The organism is Dyella amyloliquefaciens (assembly GCF_004296575.1).
GTDB lineage: Bacteria > Pseudomonadota > Gammaproteobacteria > Xanthomonadales > Rhodanobacteraceae > Dyella > Dyella amyloliquefaciens.
Genome location: NZ_SAYT01000005.1, coordinates 646,862 through 661,150, shown reverse-complemented (window position 1 = coordinate 661,150; position 14,289 = coordinate 646,862). Strand labels below are relative to the sequence as shown.

The following is a 14,289-nucleotide window of genomic DNA, read 5'->3' as shown; positions in this document are numbered from 1 at the left end:
CCGGACACTCCCCACGTGATTTCCCGCGACGAATTCGACGCACTGGCAGCGCAGGGCCATACCCGCATCCCGCTGGTGCGCGAGGTGTTCTCTGATCTCGACACGCCGCTGTCGGTGTACCTGAAGCTGGCCGACGGCCCGTATACCTTCCTGTTCGAGTCGGTCGAGGGCGGCGCCACCTGGGGACGCTATTCGATCATCGGCCTGCCGGCGAAGCGCGTGTACCGGCTGCGCGGGCATGAGCTGGAAGTGGAGGACGCCGGTGAAGTGACCGAGCGTCGCCACGTCGAAGACCCACTGGGCGAGATCGAAGTGCTGCGCAAGCAGTACGACGTGCCGCGCCTGCCGCAGCTGCCCGCGTTCAGTGGCGGACTGGTGGGCTACTTCGGCTTCGAGACCATCGGCTATATCGAGCCGCGCCTGGCGCAGTGGGATCGCGCGGACGAGCTCGGCACGCCCGACGTGCTGCTGATGCTGGCCGAAGAAGTGGCCGTATTCGACAACCTCAAGGGCCGCCTGTACCTGATCGTGCACGCGGACCCGTCGCAGCCGCACGCCTACGCCGAAGCGCAGCGCCGCCTCGATGCGTTGGTCTACCGACTGCGCCAGAGCGGCGTGTCGTATCCGCAGCTCAACCAGAGCACGGCGCTGGATGAAAGCGACTTCAAGTCCTCCTTCACCAAGGAGGAATTCGAGGCGATGGTGGAGCGCGCGAAGGAATACATCCGCGCCGGCGACATCTTCCAGGTGGTGCCTTCGCAGCGCCTGAGCGTGGGCTTCAATGCGCGCCCGGTAGATGTGTACCGCGCGCTGCGCGCACTGAACCCGTCGCCGTACATGTACTTCGTCGACCTGGGGCAGACGCAGATCGTGGGTTCCTCGCCGGAAATCCTGGCGCGCCTCAAGGACGGCAAGGTGGTAGTGCGTCCGCTCGCCGGCACGCGCAAGCGCGGCGCCACCGACGAGGAAGACCAGGCGCTGGAAGCCGAACTGCTGGCCGATCCGAAGGAGCGCGCCGAGCACGTGATGCTGATCGATCTCGGACGCAACGACATCGGCCGCATCAGCGAGACCGGCAGCGTCGAGGTGAGCGAATCCTTCGTGGTCGAGCGCTACTCGCACGTGATGCACATCGTCTCGCAGGTGCAGGGTGACGTGCGTCCTGACGTGGGCTACATGGACGTGCTCAAGGCCACCTTCCCGGCGGGCACGCTCAGTGGTGCACCGAAGATCCGCGCGCTGGAGATCATCCAGGAGCTGGAGCCCTACAAGCGCAACATCTACGCCGGCGCGATCGGCTGGATCGGCTGGTGGGGCGATGCGGACACCGCCATCGCGATCCGCACGGCGGTGATCCAGGATGGACGTCTGCACGTCCAGGCCGGCGCAGGCATCGTGTACGACTCCGATCCCGCCTCCGAGTGGGAGGAGACGATGAACAAGGGCCGCGCGCTGTTCCGCGCCGTGGCGCAGGCTGCGAAGGGCTTGTGAGCATGCGCGCGATCCGTCGAGGCGCGGTTGCGGCCTGCGCGATTGGTCTGGGTGGCAGCCTGCTGGTGACACCGGCGCCCGCCCGCACGCCTGAGGCGCCGTGGAGCGACGATGCCACCTCGCGGATCGAAGTGCTGGCGCTGCTGCAGACGCTCAACGCCGACCTGCTGAGCCATCCCAGCGCAACGCTGACGCTGGAACGCTGGTGTGGCGCGCATCACCTCGCGCCCGAAGCAAAGGTGGTGGCGGAGCGGGTGCGTGGCGAAGACAAGCCGCTGCCTGACGACGCGCGCAAGCAGCTGGCCATCGGTCCGGATGAGCTGGTGCGCTATCGCCGCGTGCAGCTCGCCTGCGGCGATCGCGTGTTGTCCGAAGCCGACAACTGGTACGTGCCTTCGCGCCTCACCGACGCCATGAACCACGAGCTGGACTCCACCGATATGCCGTTCGGCAAGGTGGTGCAGCCGCTGCATTTCCGCCGCCAGACCCTGTCGGCCGAGCTGTTGTGGTCGCCGCTGCCGCAGGGTTGGGAAAGCGGTGCGCCGGTGCCTGCGTCGAAGGGCGGCGCGTTGGACATTCCGCGACATGTACTGGAGCACCGCGCCGTGCTGTTCGATCAGGACAACCGGCCTTTCAGCCTCGTGGTCGAAAGCTATACGTCGCAGGTGCTCGACTTCGCGCCCGCCCGGCTTGGCCCCTGACCCGGCAAGCGCGCCTCTCTGACTATCGGTCCTGGCCGTTCGCCGTTTTCGGAAAAGTCTGATGTTGTTGCCAGAGGGTGACCTCTAGCCTTGTAGGAAATCCCGCAATACGGCATTTCCCATGAGCGTCTACCCCGTCGAATATGTCCTTGCGCGCCAGCACGGCATGTGGACCGTGCTGCGCGATGGCCGGCCCACGGGGCGTCGTTCGTTGTTGTTCGACGCCGTGGAGTTCGCCACGCACCTTGCCGAACGGGAAGCATCGCGGACTCGGCGCGGCACGCGTGTCGTGATGGACCAGCCCTGTCTGCTGGTGCTGCCCGGCCTGGTGGCTTACGGCTGAAGGAATCGCTGCCCGATCGCCAGCGCCATGTGATACGGCTCCGGATCATTCCGATTGGTCAGCATCACCACGGTGAGATGCTGTTTCGGCCAGCGGATGATCACGTTGCGAAAGCCCATGGTCTCGCCCGAGTGCCAGCGCACGTCGCCGTGGATGCGCCAGCCGTAGCCGTAGCTGTCGACGTCTTCCTCGCCTGTCACCTTGTTCTGTGCACTGAAGGCTGCGTTGCGCGAGGCGTCCGAGAGCAGGCGGTGGTCGTAGAGCGCGGCGTCCCATTTCGCCATATCGTCGATGGACGAATAGATGCCGCCGTCGCCGCGCGTGGCGCTGGTGGAACTCTGGTCGGTGCGCACCCAGTGACCGTTCTCTTCGCTGTAGCCGTAGGCGCGATGTGGCACATCCGGACCGCCGCGTTGATAGAGCAGGGTGTGCGTCATGCCCAGGGGCTGAAAGATGTGCTGGCGCAGGAAATCCGGCAACGTCTGGCCGGAGGCGCGCTCGATGATCAGGCCCAACAGCACGTAGCCGCCGTTGCTGTAGCGATATGAGGTTCCCGGTGCGAAATAGCTGCGCGGTTCCGCGGCAAGCAACTTCAGCACACCGGCATCGCTGATCTGGTCGGTGACATCGGCCGGCATCAGGTCTTCGTAATCGATCAGGCCGCCACTGTGATCGAGCAGCTGCCGGATGGTGATGGTGTCGTGCGCTGCGTTGAGTTCAGGCAGCCAGCGGCGTACGCGATCATCGAGCGAGAGCTTGCCGCGTTCCGACAGCAGCAGGATGCCCGCGGCGGTGAACTGCTTGCTCACTGACGCAAGCCGGTAGTTGGTGTCGGGCGTGGCGGCCTCGTGCGACTCGACGACAGCCAGGCCGTAGCTCTTGCGCAGCACGACCTTGCCATCCTTGATGACCAGCAGTGACGCACTGGGCACGTCGCCCTGGTAGGCCTTCATCATCGCGGCGATGCCGGTCGTGTCGGTCGAGGCGGCGTGACTGGCCGCACACAGCAGCAGGGAGCACAGCAAGGCGAACGTGCGCATCGGTACGAACCTTGTCATCGGAGGTAGATGGTTACTGCACGGGTACGTCGTAGATCGTGTCGGGGGTTGGCTCGGGCGTCAGGGTGTAATGCCACCATTCCATGGAGTAATTACGGAAACCTTCGCGTTCCATCGCGGCGCGCAGCAGTTCGCGGTTGGCATGCTGTGCGGACGTCGCCTTCGGCGATTCGGTGTTCGCCAGCGTGCCGAAGTAATCGAACGAGGTGCCCATGTCGAGCGGCTTGCAGTGCGTGTCATGGGCATCGCACTGCATGAGGGTGAGATCGGTCGTCGCACCGCGGCTGTGGCCCGACACCGGGGCGATGTAGTCACCGAGCAGGGCACGCTTGTCCAGGTCGGGATAATGTTCGGGCTTGGTGCGCTGGTCCGAAAGGTCGCCTGCCCAGCGCACGAAATGCGCCACCGCACGTGCAGGGCGATAGCAGTCGAAGATCTGCAGGCGGCGATGCTGTGCGCGCAGATCGCGCTCCACGCGCGCCAGCGCCTCGGCCGCGGGCTTGAGAAGAAAGCACTTGGGTGCGAGATAACCATCCACCGGCGTGCCCACGAAGTTGTCGCTGCCGGCGTACTTGATGTCCTCGGCGATGTCGGGGGCGAGCTGGCGGATGTCCACCAGACCCGCCTGCGCGGCGGTCTTTGCAGGTGACAGCGTCGGCGTGCCGTCCGCCGTCGCCTCTGTGCCCAACAGCAGGGCGGCAAGGAAGAGGGTGGAGCTAACGGCGCTATTCACAGGCACGCTCCCGATGGAAGGAGAGATCCTCGAAGTCGTTGCTGAAATCGGCAGCCGGGTCGACCTTGCTCATGTGCATCGGCTCGCCCGGATGCTTGGGGAAGTCCATCCATGCGTCGACTTCGCCCTTGTCCCAGTGCACCAGGTAGCGCTGCCCGGCTCGCATCACCGTGCCCACCAAGCGAGGCGACTTGGTGGCGGTGAAGCGCACCGCACCATCACGCGGGCACAAGCTGATCGTGCCGAACCATGGGTCACGCCACTGGCCGAGCTGGGCGCCGAGTTCCTTCACGGTCGCCGGTTGCGACACGGGTTCGGGTGCCTTGTGTTCGGGTGCTGCCGCAGCAGCGTCGAGCTGGTCGGCGTACCAGTTCACGTCGTGTGGATCGGCGGGCTGGGTGAAGTGCTTGGTCAGCGTCTCGATCAGTACGGTGCGTGCGTCTTCGGCTTCGCTGTTGATCAGCACCACGAAACCGGATTGCCGGTTTGGCAACAGCACCATCGCCGAATACATGCCCGAGAGCGTACCCGTGTGCGACACGGTGAACTCGCCATCGACATCGGCGATCCGCCAGCCGTAGCCGTAGGCATAGAAGCGCGTGCCATCCCACTCGCGACGGAGCTTCGCGATCGGCATGGGCGTATACGGCGTCCACAGGATCTGCCGCTGCGCGGGTGATAGCCAGGCAAGCTGCGTGGTTGTGGGTGTCAGCCAGTTGTGCGCCCAGGTGAGCATGTCATTGAGACTGCAGCGCACGCCTCCCGCAGCGGCCGAGGTGATATCGGGAACGATGGCATCGTCCGCATTGACGACCACGGTGCGTCCGTCTTCGCGTGCGTGAGGCTGTGCAACGTTGCCGACGGCATCGCGATTCCAGCGGCCGATCTGGCAGCGTGACAGGCCGAGCGGCCCGAACACTTCGCGACGCAGCAGCGCGTCATAGCGGTCATGCCCTGCCGCAGCAGCCACCTCGCCCGCGATCACGTAAAGCAGGTTGTCGTACGCGTATCCCGCACGGAAGCTGTAGGCAGGCTTCAGGTAGGCAAGTCCGTGGAGGATGTCCTCCCGCGTGAACGCGTTGGGCTCGGGCCACAGCATCAGGTCGCCCGCGCCTTCACGCAGGCCGCTGCGATGCGTGAGCAGGTCGCCGACCTGCATGTGTTCGGTGACCCAGGGATCGTTCATGCGGAATGCGGGCAGGTATTTGCGTACCGGGTCGTCCCAGCGCAGCTTGCCTTCCTGCACGAGGCGGGCGAGCAGGGTGCTGGTCATCGCCTTGCTGTTGGAGGCGATCTTGAACAGCGTGTCCGCGTCGATGGCCTCGCCCGAGCCGGCCGTGCGTTCCCCTTTCGTATGGGTATAGACGACCTTGCCGTGATCGATCACGCCCACCGCCACGCCGGCGAGGTGATAGCGGGCCGCTACGGTATCGACGATGGCGTCGAGCTTGGGATCTGGTTGGGCGGCAATCGCCGAAGTGGCGATCACCGCACCTACAAGCGCGACGGCAACGCGCCCTGCGCGCAGCCATCCCGCGGCTGCGGACTTAGCGCTTCGCATGACCGGCCGTGGCGTGCTGCTCCACTTCGCCCCATACACGCAACAAGTTGCCACCCCAGATCTTGGCAATGTCCTGGTCGCTGAAGCCTGCCCGCCGCAACGCTGCGGTGAGGTTGCGCGTCTGCGTTGCGTCGTTCCACCCGGCGACACCACCGCCACCGTCGAAATCCGAAGCGACGCCTACGTGATCGATGCCCGCGACCTCCGCGATGTGCTTGATGTGCGCGACATAATCGTCGACGGTTGGCGGCGGTAGCGCCGCATCGATGCGCTTCATGCCTTCAATGTAGGCGGGCAGGTACTCGAGCTTCTCGCTGTCGAACTCCTTGTCGCCAGCCTGCTTGGCAACCTGGGCCTGCAGCGCCTTGATGGCGAGTTCGCGAGCCGGGTCAAGCCGGATGAAATCCTGCACGGCGACCACCTGGATCACACCGCCCTTGGCGGCGATGGCGCGCAGCAGTTCGTCGGAAAGATTGCGGGGATGGATATCGAGCGCGCGCGCCGACGAATGGGAGGCAATGACGGGCGCCGTGGACACGGCCAGTACGTCGCGCACGCACTGGTCGGACGAGTGCGACACGTCGACCATGATGCCCAGTTCGTTGTCGCGCTTGACGACGGCGCGCCCGAAGTCGGTGAGGCCGTACTCGGGCAGCGGCGTGTCGCCCAGGCTCGCTTCCGGCGTGGAACTGGTGCACAGGTCGTTGTTGCCCATATGGGCGAGGCCCACGTAACGCGCGCCGCGCTTGTAGGCCGCGTCGAGATTCTTGATGTCGTGTCCCAGCGAATAGCCGTTCTCGACACCGATCATGGCCGAGAGCTTGCCGGCTGCCTTGTTGGCGCGCACCTGTGCCGGCGAAGTGGCCAGGGCAATGCGGTTGGGGTAGGTGCGCACCATCAGGTCGATGGCGTCGTATTTCTGCTTCGCTTCGTCCATCGCATGCTTGTAGCCCTCCGGCGTCAGCGGGCCCTGCTCGACGTAGACGATGAAGAAGGCCGAATCGAGGCCGCCGCGCTTCATCTTGTCCAGATCCACCTGCAACGGCGTGGACTTGCCGACGTCGAAGCGCGTCTCGTGCATCAAGCCAAAGGGAATGTCGACATGGGTATCCAGCGTGATCGGCGGATCCTGCTGGGCGGCGGACGCGCTGCCGCCGAAGGCCAGTGCAAGGACGATCGCGCTACCAAGAATGTTCAAGCCCTTCATGCCGTCTCCCAGTGTCGGGCCGGCTGCTCGCCGGCGATCATGTCTTCGAAGCTTTGGCGCTGGCGCACCATGGCATAGCTCCCGCGATCGAGCAGCACTTCGGCCGCGAGCGGTCGCGAGTTGTAAGTGGAAGCCATGGAGGCGCCGTAGGCGCCGGTGGTGCGGATCATCAGCAGGTCGCCGGCCGCGCATTCGGGCATGGCCCGGCCGCGGGCGAAAGTGTCGCCTGTCTCGCAGACGGGACCTACGATGTCGTACTCCGTCATCGCTCGTGTCTCCCCATGCACGGGCACGATGTCATGCCAGGCATCGTACAGGCTCGGCCTCAGCAAGTCGTTCATCGCGGCGTCGAGTATCAGGAACTTGCGCTGCTCGCCATGCTTGATGCGAATGACCCGGGTGAGCAGCACGCCGGCCTCGGCGACCAGGTAGCGGCCCGGCTCGAACAGCAGGCGGCCCGTGAAGCCGTCGAGCGCGGTGCGAACCACGCTGACATAGGCCGCGGCATCCACCGGATGATCGTGTCCTTCGCGATAGCGCACACCCAGGCCGCCACCGACGTCGATGCTGGCAATGGCGTGGCCTGCCGTCTCGAGTTCGCGCCAGAAGCTGGCCACGCGCTTGAAGGCTTCGCGGAACGGATCGAGGCTGAGGATCTGCGAGCCGATGTGCACGTGCAGGCCGTCGAGCTGCACATGGCTCAGCGTGGCCTTCTCGGCGAACCAGCGCCGGGCCTCGTCGATGCTGACACCAAACTTGTTCTCGGCCTTGCCGGTGGAAATCTTGGCGTGGGTGAGGGCATCCACGTCCGGATTGATGCGCACCGAGGCGCGTGCGGTGATGCCTCGCGATGCGGACAGGCGTTGCAGGGTCAGCAGCTCGTCGTGGGACTCCACGTTGAAACGCAGGATGTTGGCAGCCAGCGCTTCGAGAATTTCCTGCTCGCTCTTGCCCACGCCGGAAAACACGATGCGTTCGGGCGGTATGCCCGCGCGCAGTGCTCGCCACAGCTCGCCGGAGGACACGATGTCGGCGCCCACGCCGTGCTCATGCATGAGGCTGAGGATGGCCAGGCTGCAATTGGCCTTCACCGCATAACAGATCAGCGCATCCACCCCATGCAGGGTTCGCTGTAGCGAGCTGATGCGATCGCGGATGGCGCTGGCCGAATAGGCGTGGAACGGGGTAGGTAAGCGCTCGGCCAGTGTCTGCAGGTCGACCCCGTCGAAGCGTGGCGCGGCGCGATGGTCCCGGGGGGTGGCTTCGGAGGGCTTGTTCATGGTTGGGTAGGCGTCGTCCGCGTTCAAAAAAACGGCAGCCCACACGATGTGGGCTGCCGGTGGGGACGGTCAAGTCAGAAATCCACCGAAACGGTGAGCTGGGCGAAACGCGGCTGCTGGAAGCGGAGCGGCTGCTTGAAGGTGGAGCTGGTGCTGTTGGAAATGGTGGTCTGCAGGTCCTGGTCCACCGCGATGGTCTGCTGCTCGTTCAGCAGGTTGTACACGGCGAACTTCACGCGCAGCTGACCCTTGTCGCCCAGTGGCCGCAGGTAGGTGAGGCTGGCACCAAGGTTGTAGGTCCATGGCATGCGGCCGTACTTGCCACGCGGCGAGGACTGGTACACGCGGTCTTCCGAAACCGGCGAGTCGCAGTTGGCTACGCAGATGAAGTAGCTGTGGTAGTTGGTGTCGTCGTACGGGTTGCCCACGCCGAAGCCGGTGATCGGGCCGCCCGACGCCACATTGAGATCGCCGCCCACCTGCCAGTTCGGCGTGATGGCGTAGGTGCCGCGCATCTTGATCTGGTGTCGGCGGTCGTTGGGCAGGTAGCCGTTGCCGCCGAAGTTCACCCACGGATTGTCGAAGTTCTCGGTGCGGCCGGTGTCATCGAAGTCGGTGTCCGAATTGACCGGGCCCTCGGCGTTGCCGCGATTCCACGACAGCACGTAGGAGGCGTTGAAAGCCCACTTGTCATCCCATGCGCGATCGATCTGGAATTCGAGCGCGGTGTACGTGCGCTTGGGCTTCACCCAGCCGCGCTGGCCGAGGTAGTTGCCGTCGGCGTCGTACATCGCCCAGCCTTCCTTGGACGTGTCCACCGTGACCCAGCCGTCCGGCGTGCCGTCGCAGTTGGTGTCGCCCCATACGGTGTTTTTCTTGCCCGGGTTGCCCATCACCCAGCCGATATAGCCGTCCGGCCCGCATTTGCCGGTCGCGCTGATCTCCATGTCGTCGATCGCGTTGTGCAGCTTGCGGTAGGTGCCGTTGACGCCCCACGACCACTTGTCGTCGATCATCTGCTGGAAGCCCAGGATGAGCTCATCCTGGTACACCTGGTCCATGTTCTTGTTCACTTCCGAACGCAGGTCGCCCACGGTGCCGTTGCCCTGTGAGGTATCCACGCCGCCGAGCTGCGGGCCAAGGATGGGCATGGCGTACTGGTTGCCGTTGGCGTCGGTGAGCGTCTGCCAGCCGCCGAAGGCGTAATAGGTGCGCTCGTCCAGCAGGCCGCCGGCCTGCTTGATGTTGATGACGTTGGCTACGGGAAGGTAGTAGCGGCCCAGGTTGCCGTAGATCTTGGTGGTGCCGTCACCCTTCAGATCCCACGAGAAGCCGAAGCGCGGCGCCCACATGTTGTCCATCTTGATGTAGCTGTGTCCGGCGGAGTCCATGTTGTCGAAGCCGTCGCGACGGATGCCGGCGTTCAACAGCAGGGTCGGGGTGACCTGCCAGTTGTCCTCGAGGTAGAGGGCATTGTTGGTGGTATCGAAGTTGCCGGAGATCTCGTAGCGGCGTGCACGCACATAGCCGTTGTAGCCCGCCGGGATGACGCCACCGCCGTTCGGGTTCGGGATCGACGAGCCCGGTGTGGCGGCGTAGACGTTGTAGTAGATCGCGCCCGGGCCGGGATAGTGGCGGGCATAATCGGAATCGTCGTCTTCATGGTCGTAGCCGAAGCGCAACAGGTGGTCGCCCAGCTTCCATTCGAAGTCGACACGGCCTTCCTTGCGCAGGTCATTGCGCTTGGAGACCGATGTGCTGGTGGTGCAACCCAGCGGTACGCCCGGTTTGGCGACGGCGTTCTCGGCCGCGACGTGGTTGCACTCGATGTCGGCCAGCGAACGGGTAAACGACTCGCGGCGGTTCTCGCCGTACAGCACCTTCATCGACAGGTTGTCGGTGAAGTAGTTGGTGTAGGTGAGCGACCAGTTCTTGCCGCCGGTGTCGGTGTAGATCTCGTTGGTCTTGGCGCCGACGGTGTCGGTGTCGTAGTCGTAGTTGTAGACCGAGCCGACGTTGCTGTCCTTGTCCGAAAAGGCCATCAGCGAGAGCAGGTTGCTGTCGTTGATGCGCCAGTCGATCGTGGTGCCCCAGAAGTTGGGGTTGGCGCGGTTGCTGGTAAGCGCGGTGCCTTCGTCATTGGTGTTGCGGGGCGATTCGCCACGCGCTTCGTACATGGCGAAGAAGAACAGCTTGTCCTTCACGATGGGGCCGGATGCCCACACGTTCGTCTTCATCAACGAATCGCGGTCCTTGCTGGCGGTGAGGTAGCGGTTGCCGCTGCTGTCGTAGCGATCCTCCGCCTCCGAGTGCCATGCGCCCGGCTCCATGGTCATTTCCACGCCGCTGTGGAACTCGTTGGTGCCCGAGCGCGCCACGGCGTTGATCACGCCACCGGTGGTGCGGCCGAACTCGACCGAGTAGCCGCCGGTCTTCACCTGGAATTCCTGGTAGAAGTTGAACGGTGCCTCGGAATAGCCGTTGCGGTTGTAGAAGTCGGTGACGTTGAGGCCGTTCACGTAGATGGCGTTCTCGGCCACCGACGAACCACCGAACGACAGGCCGCCGAACGAGGATGCGCCCTTCACCACGCCGGGCGCGAGCTGAGCCACGGAGGCGAGCGTCTGGTCTACCGGCAGGCGGCGCAGCTCCTCGCGCGAGATGTTGGTGGCCGACTCGGTCGAGGTGACATCTACCGCGGTAATGATCGACGTGCCGGTCACGTTCACGGCTTCGAGGTTCTGCGCATTGCCACCCAGGTTGACCGTGGTGGCATTGCCCAGCGTGACGGTGACGTTGGCGGGCGCCGTCAGCTCCTTGCCATCCTTTGCGACGGTGAGGACGTAGTCGCCCACCGGCAGGAACGGAATGCGGTAGCTGCCCTTGGCGTCCGCCGTGACCGTGCGCGAGAACCCGGTCTGCGTGTTGTTGATGGTGACTACCGCACCGGCTTCGGTGTGTCCTACCACCGTGCCGTCGTTGTTACCTGCGTGTGCCGGAGGCACGGCCATCGAGCTCAATCCAAGCCCAAGCGCCATGCACAGCACGGTCCTGCGAAAATTACGACTGCCCATCTCCCCGTTCTCCCCCGGTTCTTGCCGTCGTTGATGTAAAAGCCGCTTACCCGCCGGTGCGCTCAGGCACGGGCAGGAGCTGCCAAGTGAAGTCGTAGTCCCACTGGTTGAAGTACAAGTTGCCGCCACGCCACTCGAGCTCGCCGCGTTGCGAATCCACGGTCTCGGAGCGGAAGTGCTGCTTGGCCGGCACGAAGGGCTGGCTGAAGTCGCTGTTGAAGGCGATGCGATAGGCATCGAGCCCGCCCAGGTAGAACCACTGCAGCGCGGGGTCATCCCCATGCTCCGGATGCAGCTGGCCGAATGTCACGTCCATCGGCACCCAGCCGTAGGGCGCGAGATAGAGCTGGCCCCAGTCGTGGATGTTGTTGTACTTGCCGTCCGAGAAGATCCAGCCCGACTGCCAGCGGGCCGGGATGCCGTTGAGGCGCAGCAGCGTGATCAGCAGCATGGTCTGCTGGCCGCAATCGCCGTGGCCGGCATGCAGGGTGTAATCGCTGAGATTGCTGATGGTGGAGTACTCGCGTGCGCCGGCCCAGGGAATCTGGTCCACGGCGGCGAACAGCTTCTGCGCGATGCGATACGGGTTCGTCTCGTTGCCCACCACCTTGCGCGAGAACGCGCGCAGGTCATCGGTGAACACGATGTGCGGCGCGCGTTCCTCCACGAAGGGCTTCAGCTCGGGCGTGAGCTTGGGCGCCACCACCGTGTTGGCGTCGATGTCGTGGTACTGCGCGTAGATGGTGAGTTCGTAGGTGACCGCGAACGTCGTCGGCTTGCCGGCCTCGGCCTTCTTCTCCAGGTATGCGGTGCGCTGCATGGTGGAGGCTGGCGCCACGCTCGCGCCGGTCGGCTGGCTGTCGACGAGTCGTACCTGCTCCTGCTGCCCCGGCAGTTCACGCGGGAAGGGCAGCCAGGCGCGAATGGTCTCACGGGCAGGCACCGCGTCCGCATCGACGGTGACCGTCTCGGTCACGCGCACATGGTTTGGCGTAACGCTGCTGCGGTGCGTGGCGAGCGCTTCGGTGCGCGCGGCACGATGGTGCTCGTTGAGCGTTTCCATCGGGTCGTCGCTTGACGGCGCAGGCTTGCTGCGTCGTGCCGCGGCTTCCTTGCTCAACAGGAACAGGTTGTTGGGTGCGCGCTTGAAGTAGAGCGTGCGTCCATCGATCACCATGTGCTCGAGCAGGCCCTGCTGGTCCCAGCGGGTGAACTCGGCGTCGCTGAGGTCGGGCACCTGCTTGCGGATGCGTGCCTTGGCGGCATCCGCATCCAGCGTGAAGTCGATCAGGATGCGGCGCATGCGCTCGCGCTGGAACAACAGCCCATCGCGTGTGCCTGCCGGAAGGCCTGGCTGGGTCAGCGCCTTCGCAATGTCCGTTTCCGCTGAGTTGAATTGCCCCGCATCGATGAGCGCGATGGCATGCTGCACGGGCGATGGGGCGGTCGATGCGCAGGGTGCGCCGACAGCCAGCAGACAGACGAGAGCGAGCGCGGCCGGTAGGGCGCGTCGGGTCCGCAAGAACATGGAACTCCTGGCCATCTTCACTGCACTCCCCTCGCAAGAAATGGCGACACCGTCGTTGTGTAGCACGCTTGCAATCGACGGTCAATAATTTATGCTTCAATCGAAACCTGCCTGAATTAGATATTCCATGGCAGGCGATCAGGGGAACCAGAGGGGACGCATGATCCACACGGCCTGGCCTTATCTCGCTGTCATGTTGCTGGCGGCAGGACTGTTTCCTGCCTTGGAAAGGCGCTTCAAATGGCGGTTTTTCGAGGTATTGCCGCCGATCGTGCTGACCTATCTGCTGGTCACGGCGCTGGCGGTGACCGGCCTGTGGCAGGTGAACGACGAGATCCGTGGCGCGCAGACGATGTTGATCGGGCACATGGTGCCGGCCCTGCTATTCCTGCTGATGATCAATTGCGACCTGCTCGCGATCCTGCGGCTGGGGCCGCGCGTTCTCGCGGTGTTCTTCGTCACGATGGTCTGCCTGTTCGTGGCCTTCATCGCCACCTTCCTGATGTTTCGCTACTGGCTGGCGGGCAACGCCTGGCAGCCCCTGGCGGCGCTGTCTGGCAGCTGGGTCGGCGGGACGGCCAACATGGTGGCGGTGAAACAGGCCATCGGTATGCCGGATCGGCTGCTGGCCATGTCGTTGCTCACCGACGCCCTGTGCTACTCCATGTGGGTGGTGGTGCTGTTCGGGCTGGGCCGGCTGGCCACTAGCTTCAATCGCTGGACGCGTGCCAAGTCCAGCGCGGACATGGTGGTGGAGGAGACCCGCAGCCACGGGCCGACCACGCCGGAGAACGTGCTGCTGTGGCTGGGCATGGCGTTGCTGGTGGGTGCGATCTCGGCGTGGCTGGCCGACCGGCTGCCGACCACCGACATGGTGTCGCCCACCACCTGGACCATCATGCTGGCCACCGGCATTGGGCTGGTGGCTGCGCAGACCCCGCTGGCGCGCTTCGCGGGTGCCAACACCATCTCCAGCGCCATGCTGATCAGCGTAGTGGCGGTGCTGGCTTCGCAGAGCAATTTCGAAGGTATCGGCTCGGCGCCGCTCTACCTGATGTGCGGCGTCTGCATCATCGCGATCCACGCGCTGCTGCTCGCGCTCGCGGCCCGCGTATTCCACTTCGACCTCTATCTGTGCGGCATCTCCTCGCTCGCCTGCATCGGCGGCGTGGCCGCCACGCCGATCCTTGCCGCCAGCTATTCGCGCACGCTGGTGCCGGTGGGCATCCTGCTGGCCTTGCTGGGCTATATCCTCGGTACCGCGTTCGGTCTGCTGGTGGCGTCGGTGATGTCGTCGCTGGCCATTGCGTAGG

At 64.8% G+C, this 14,289-nt stretch carries 11 protein-coding genes; 4 read left to right on the top strand and 7 right to left on the bottom strand.

Annotation, left to right across the window (positions count from 1 at the left end; all coding sequences use genetic code 11):
- Window positions 1–15: 15 nt before the first annotated feature.
- The 3 genes from trpE to EPB08_RS14735 all read left to right on the top strand — a co-directional run bounded on the left by trpE (window position 16) and on the right by EPB08_RS14735 (window position 2,535).
- Complete coding sequence (gene trpE / locus EPB08_RS14745) at window positions 16–1,491, top strand: anthranilate synthase component I (protein WP_130619843.1); 1,476 nt, start codon at window positions 16–18, stop codon at window positions 1,489–1,491.
- Window positions 1,492–1,493: 2 nt separating this feature from the next.
- Window positions 1,494–2,192 carry a hypothetical protein gene (locus tag EPB08_RS14740; protein WP_130619842.1) on the top strand — a complete coding sequence of 233 codons (699 nt, stop codon included), beginning with the start codon at window positions 1,494–1,496 and terminating at the stop codon, window positions 2,190–2,192.
- Between the two features lie 121 nt (window positions 2,193–2,313).
- Complete coding sequence (locus EPB08_RS14735; protein WP_130619841.1) at window positions 2,314–2,535, top strand: hypothetical protein; 222 nt, start codon at window positions 2,314–2,316, stop codon at window positions 2,533–2,535.
- Here EPB08_RS14735 and EPB08_RS14730 read toward each other — a convergent pair.
- The 7 genes from EPB08_RS14730 to EPB08_RS14700 all read right to left on the bottom strand — a co-directional run bounded on the left by EPB08_RS14730 (window position 2,526) and on the right by EPB08_RS14700 (window position 12,976).
- Window positions 2,526–3,575 carry a serine hydrolase domain-containing protein gene (locus tag EPB08_RS14730; protein ID WP_130619840.1) on the bottom strand — a complete coding sequence of 350 codons (1,050 nt, stop codon included), beginning with the start codon at window positions 3,573–3,575 and terminating at the stop codon, window positions 2,526–2,528. The genes EPB08_RS14735 and EPB08_RS14730 overlap by 10 nt on opposite strands.
- A gap of 31 nt (window positions 3,576–3,606) precedes the next feature.
- The gene (locus EPB08_RS14725; protein WP_130619839.1) at window positions 3,607–4,326 is read right to left on the bottom strand and encodes a M15 family metallopeptidase; all 720 of its coding nucleotides are present in this window, start codon (window positions 4,324–4,326) and stop codon (window positions 3,607–3,609) included.
- Window positions 4,319–5,887: a serine hydrolase gene (locus EPB08_RS14720; RefSeq protein WP_130619838.1), complete on the bottom strand. Its 1,569-nt coding sequence runs from the start codon at window positions 5,885–5,887 to the stop codon at window positions 4,319–4,321. The genes EPB08_RS14725 and EPB08_RS14720 overlap by 8 nt, the downstream gene beginning before the upstream one ends.
- Window positions 5,874–7,094 carry a dipeptidase gene (locus tag EPB08_RS14715; protein WP_130619837.1) on the bottom strand — a complete coding sequence of 407 codons (1,221 nt, stop codon included), beginning with the start codon at window positions 7,092–7,094 and terminating at the stop codon, window positions 5,874–5,876. Before EPB08_RS14715 ends, EPB08_RS14720 begins: the two co-directional genes overlap by 14 nt.
- Window positions 7,091–8,374, bottom strand: a complete 1,284-nt coding sequence (lysA, locus tag EPB08_RS14710) for a diaminopimelate decarboxylase (RefSeq protein ID WP_130619836.1) — start codon at window positions 8,372–8,374, stop codon at window positions 7,091–7,093. The genes EPB08_RS14715 and lysA overlap by 4 nt, the downstream gene beginning before the upstream one ends.
- Window positions 8,375–8,448: 74 nt before the next feature.
- Window positions 8,449–11,448, bottom strand: a complete 3,000-nt coding sequence (locus EPB08_RS14705; protein WP_130619835.1) for a TonB-dependent receptor — start codon at window positions 11,446–11,448, stop codon at window positions 8,449–8,451.
- 46 nt (window positions 11,449–11,494) lie between these two features.
- Window positions 11,495–12,976, bottom strand: a complete 1,482-nt coding sequence (locus EPB08_RS14700) for a transglutaminase-like domain-containing protein (RefSeq protein ID WP_130619834.1) — start codon at window positions 12,974–12,976, stop codon at window positions 11,495–11,497.
- Between the two features lie 160 nt (window positions 12,977–13,136).
- On the opposite strand from EPB08_RS14700, the gene EPB08_RS14695 reads away from it, so the two are divergent.
- On the top strand, window positions 13,137–14,288 hold the full coding sequence (locus tag EPB08_RS14695) for a DUF819 family protein (protein ID WP_130619833.1): 1,152 nt from the start codon (window positions 13,137–13,139) through the stop codon (window positions 14,286–14,288).
- Window position 14,289: the final 1 nt, after the last annotated feature.

Coding starts and splice junctions, on each gene's coding strand:
- EPB08_RS14700 (WP_130619834.1), bottom strand. CDS start 12,976: ATGTTCTTGCGGACCCGACGCGCCCTACCGGCCGCGCTCGCTCTCGTC.
- EPB08_RS14740 (WP_130619842.1), top strand. CDS start 1,494: ATGCGCGCGATCCGTCGAGGCGCGGTTGCGGCCTGCGCGATTGGTCTG.
- EPB08_RS14735 (WP_130619841.1), top strand. CDS start 2,314: ATGAGCGTCTACCCCGTCGAATATGTCCTTGCGCGCCAGCACGGCATG.
- EPB08_RS14695 (WP_130619833.1), top strand. CDS start 13,137: ATGATCCACACGGCCTGGCCTTATCTCGCTGTCATGTTGCTGGCGGCA.
- EPB08_RS14715 (WP_130619837.1), bottom strand. CDS start 7,094: ATGAAGGGCTTGAACATTCTTGGTAGCGCGATCGTCCTTGCACTGGCC.
- EPB08_RS14720 (WP_130619838.1), bottom strand. CDS start 5,887: ATGCGAAGCGCTAAGTCCGCAGCCGCGGGATGGCTGCGCGCAGGGCGC.
- EPB08_RS14705 (WP_130619835.1), bottom strand. CDS start 11,448: ATGGGCAGTCGTAATTTTCGCAGGACCGTGCTGTGCATGGCGCTTGGG.
- lysA (WP_130619836.1), bottom strand. CDS start 8,374: ATGAACAAGCCCTCCGAAGCCACCCCCCGGGACCATCGCGCCGCGCCA.
- EPB08_RS14730 (WP_130619840.1), bottom strand. CDS start 3,575: ATGCGCACGTTCGCCTTGCTGTGCTCCCTGCTGCTGTGTGCGGCCAGT.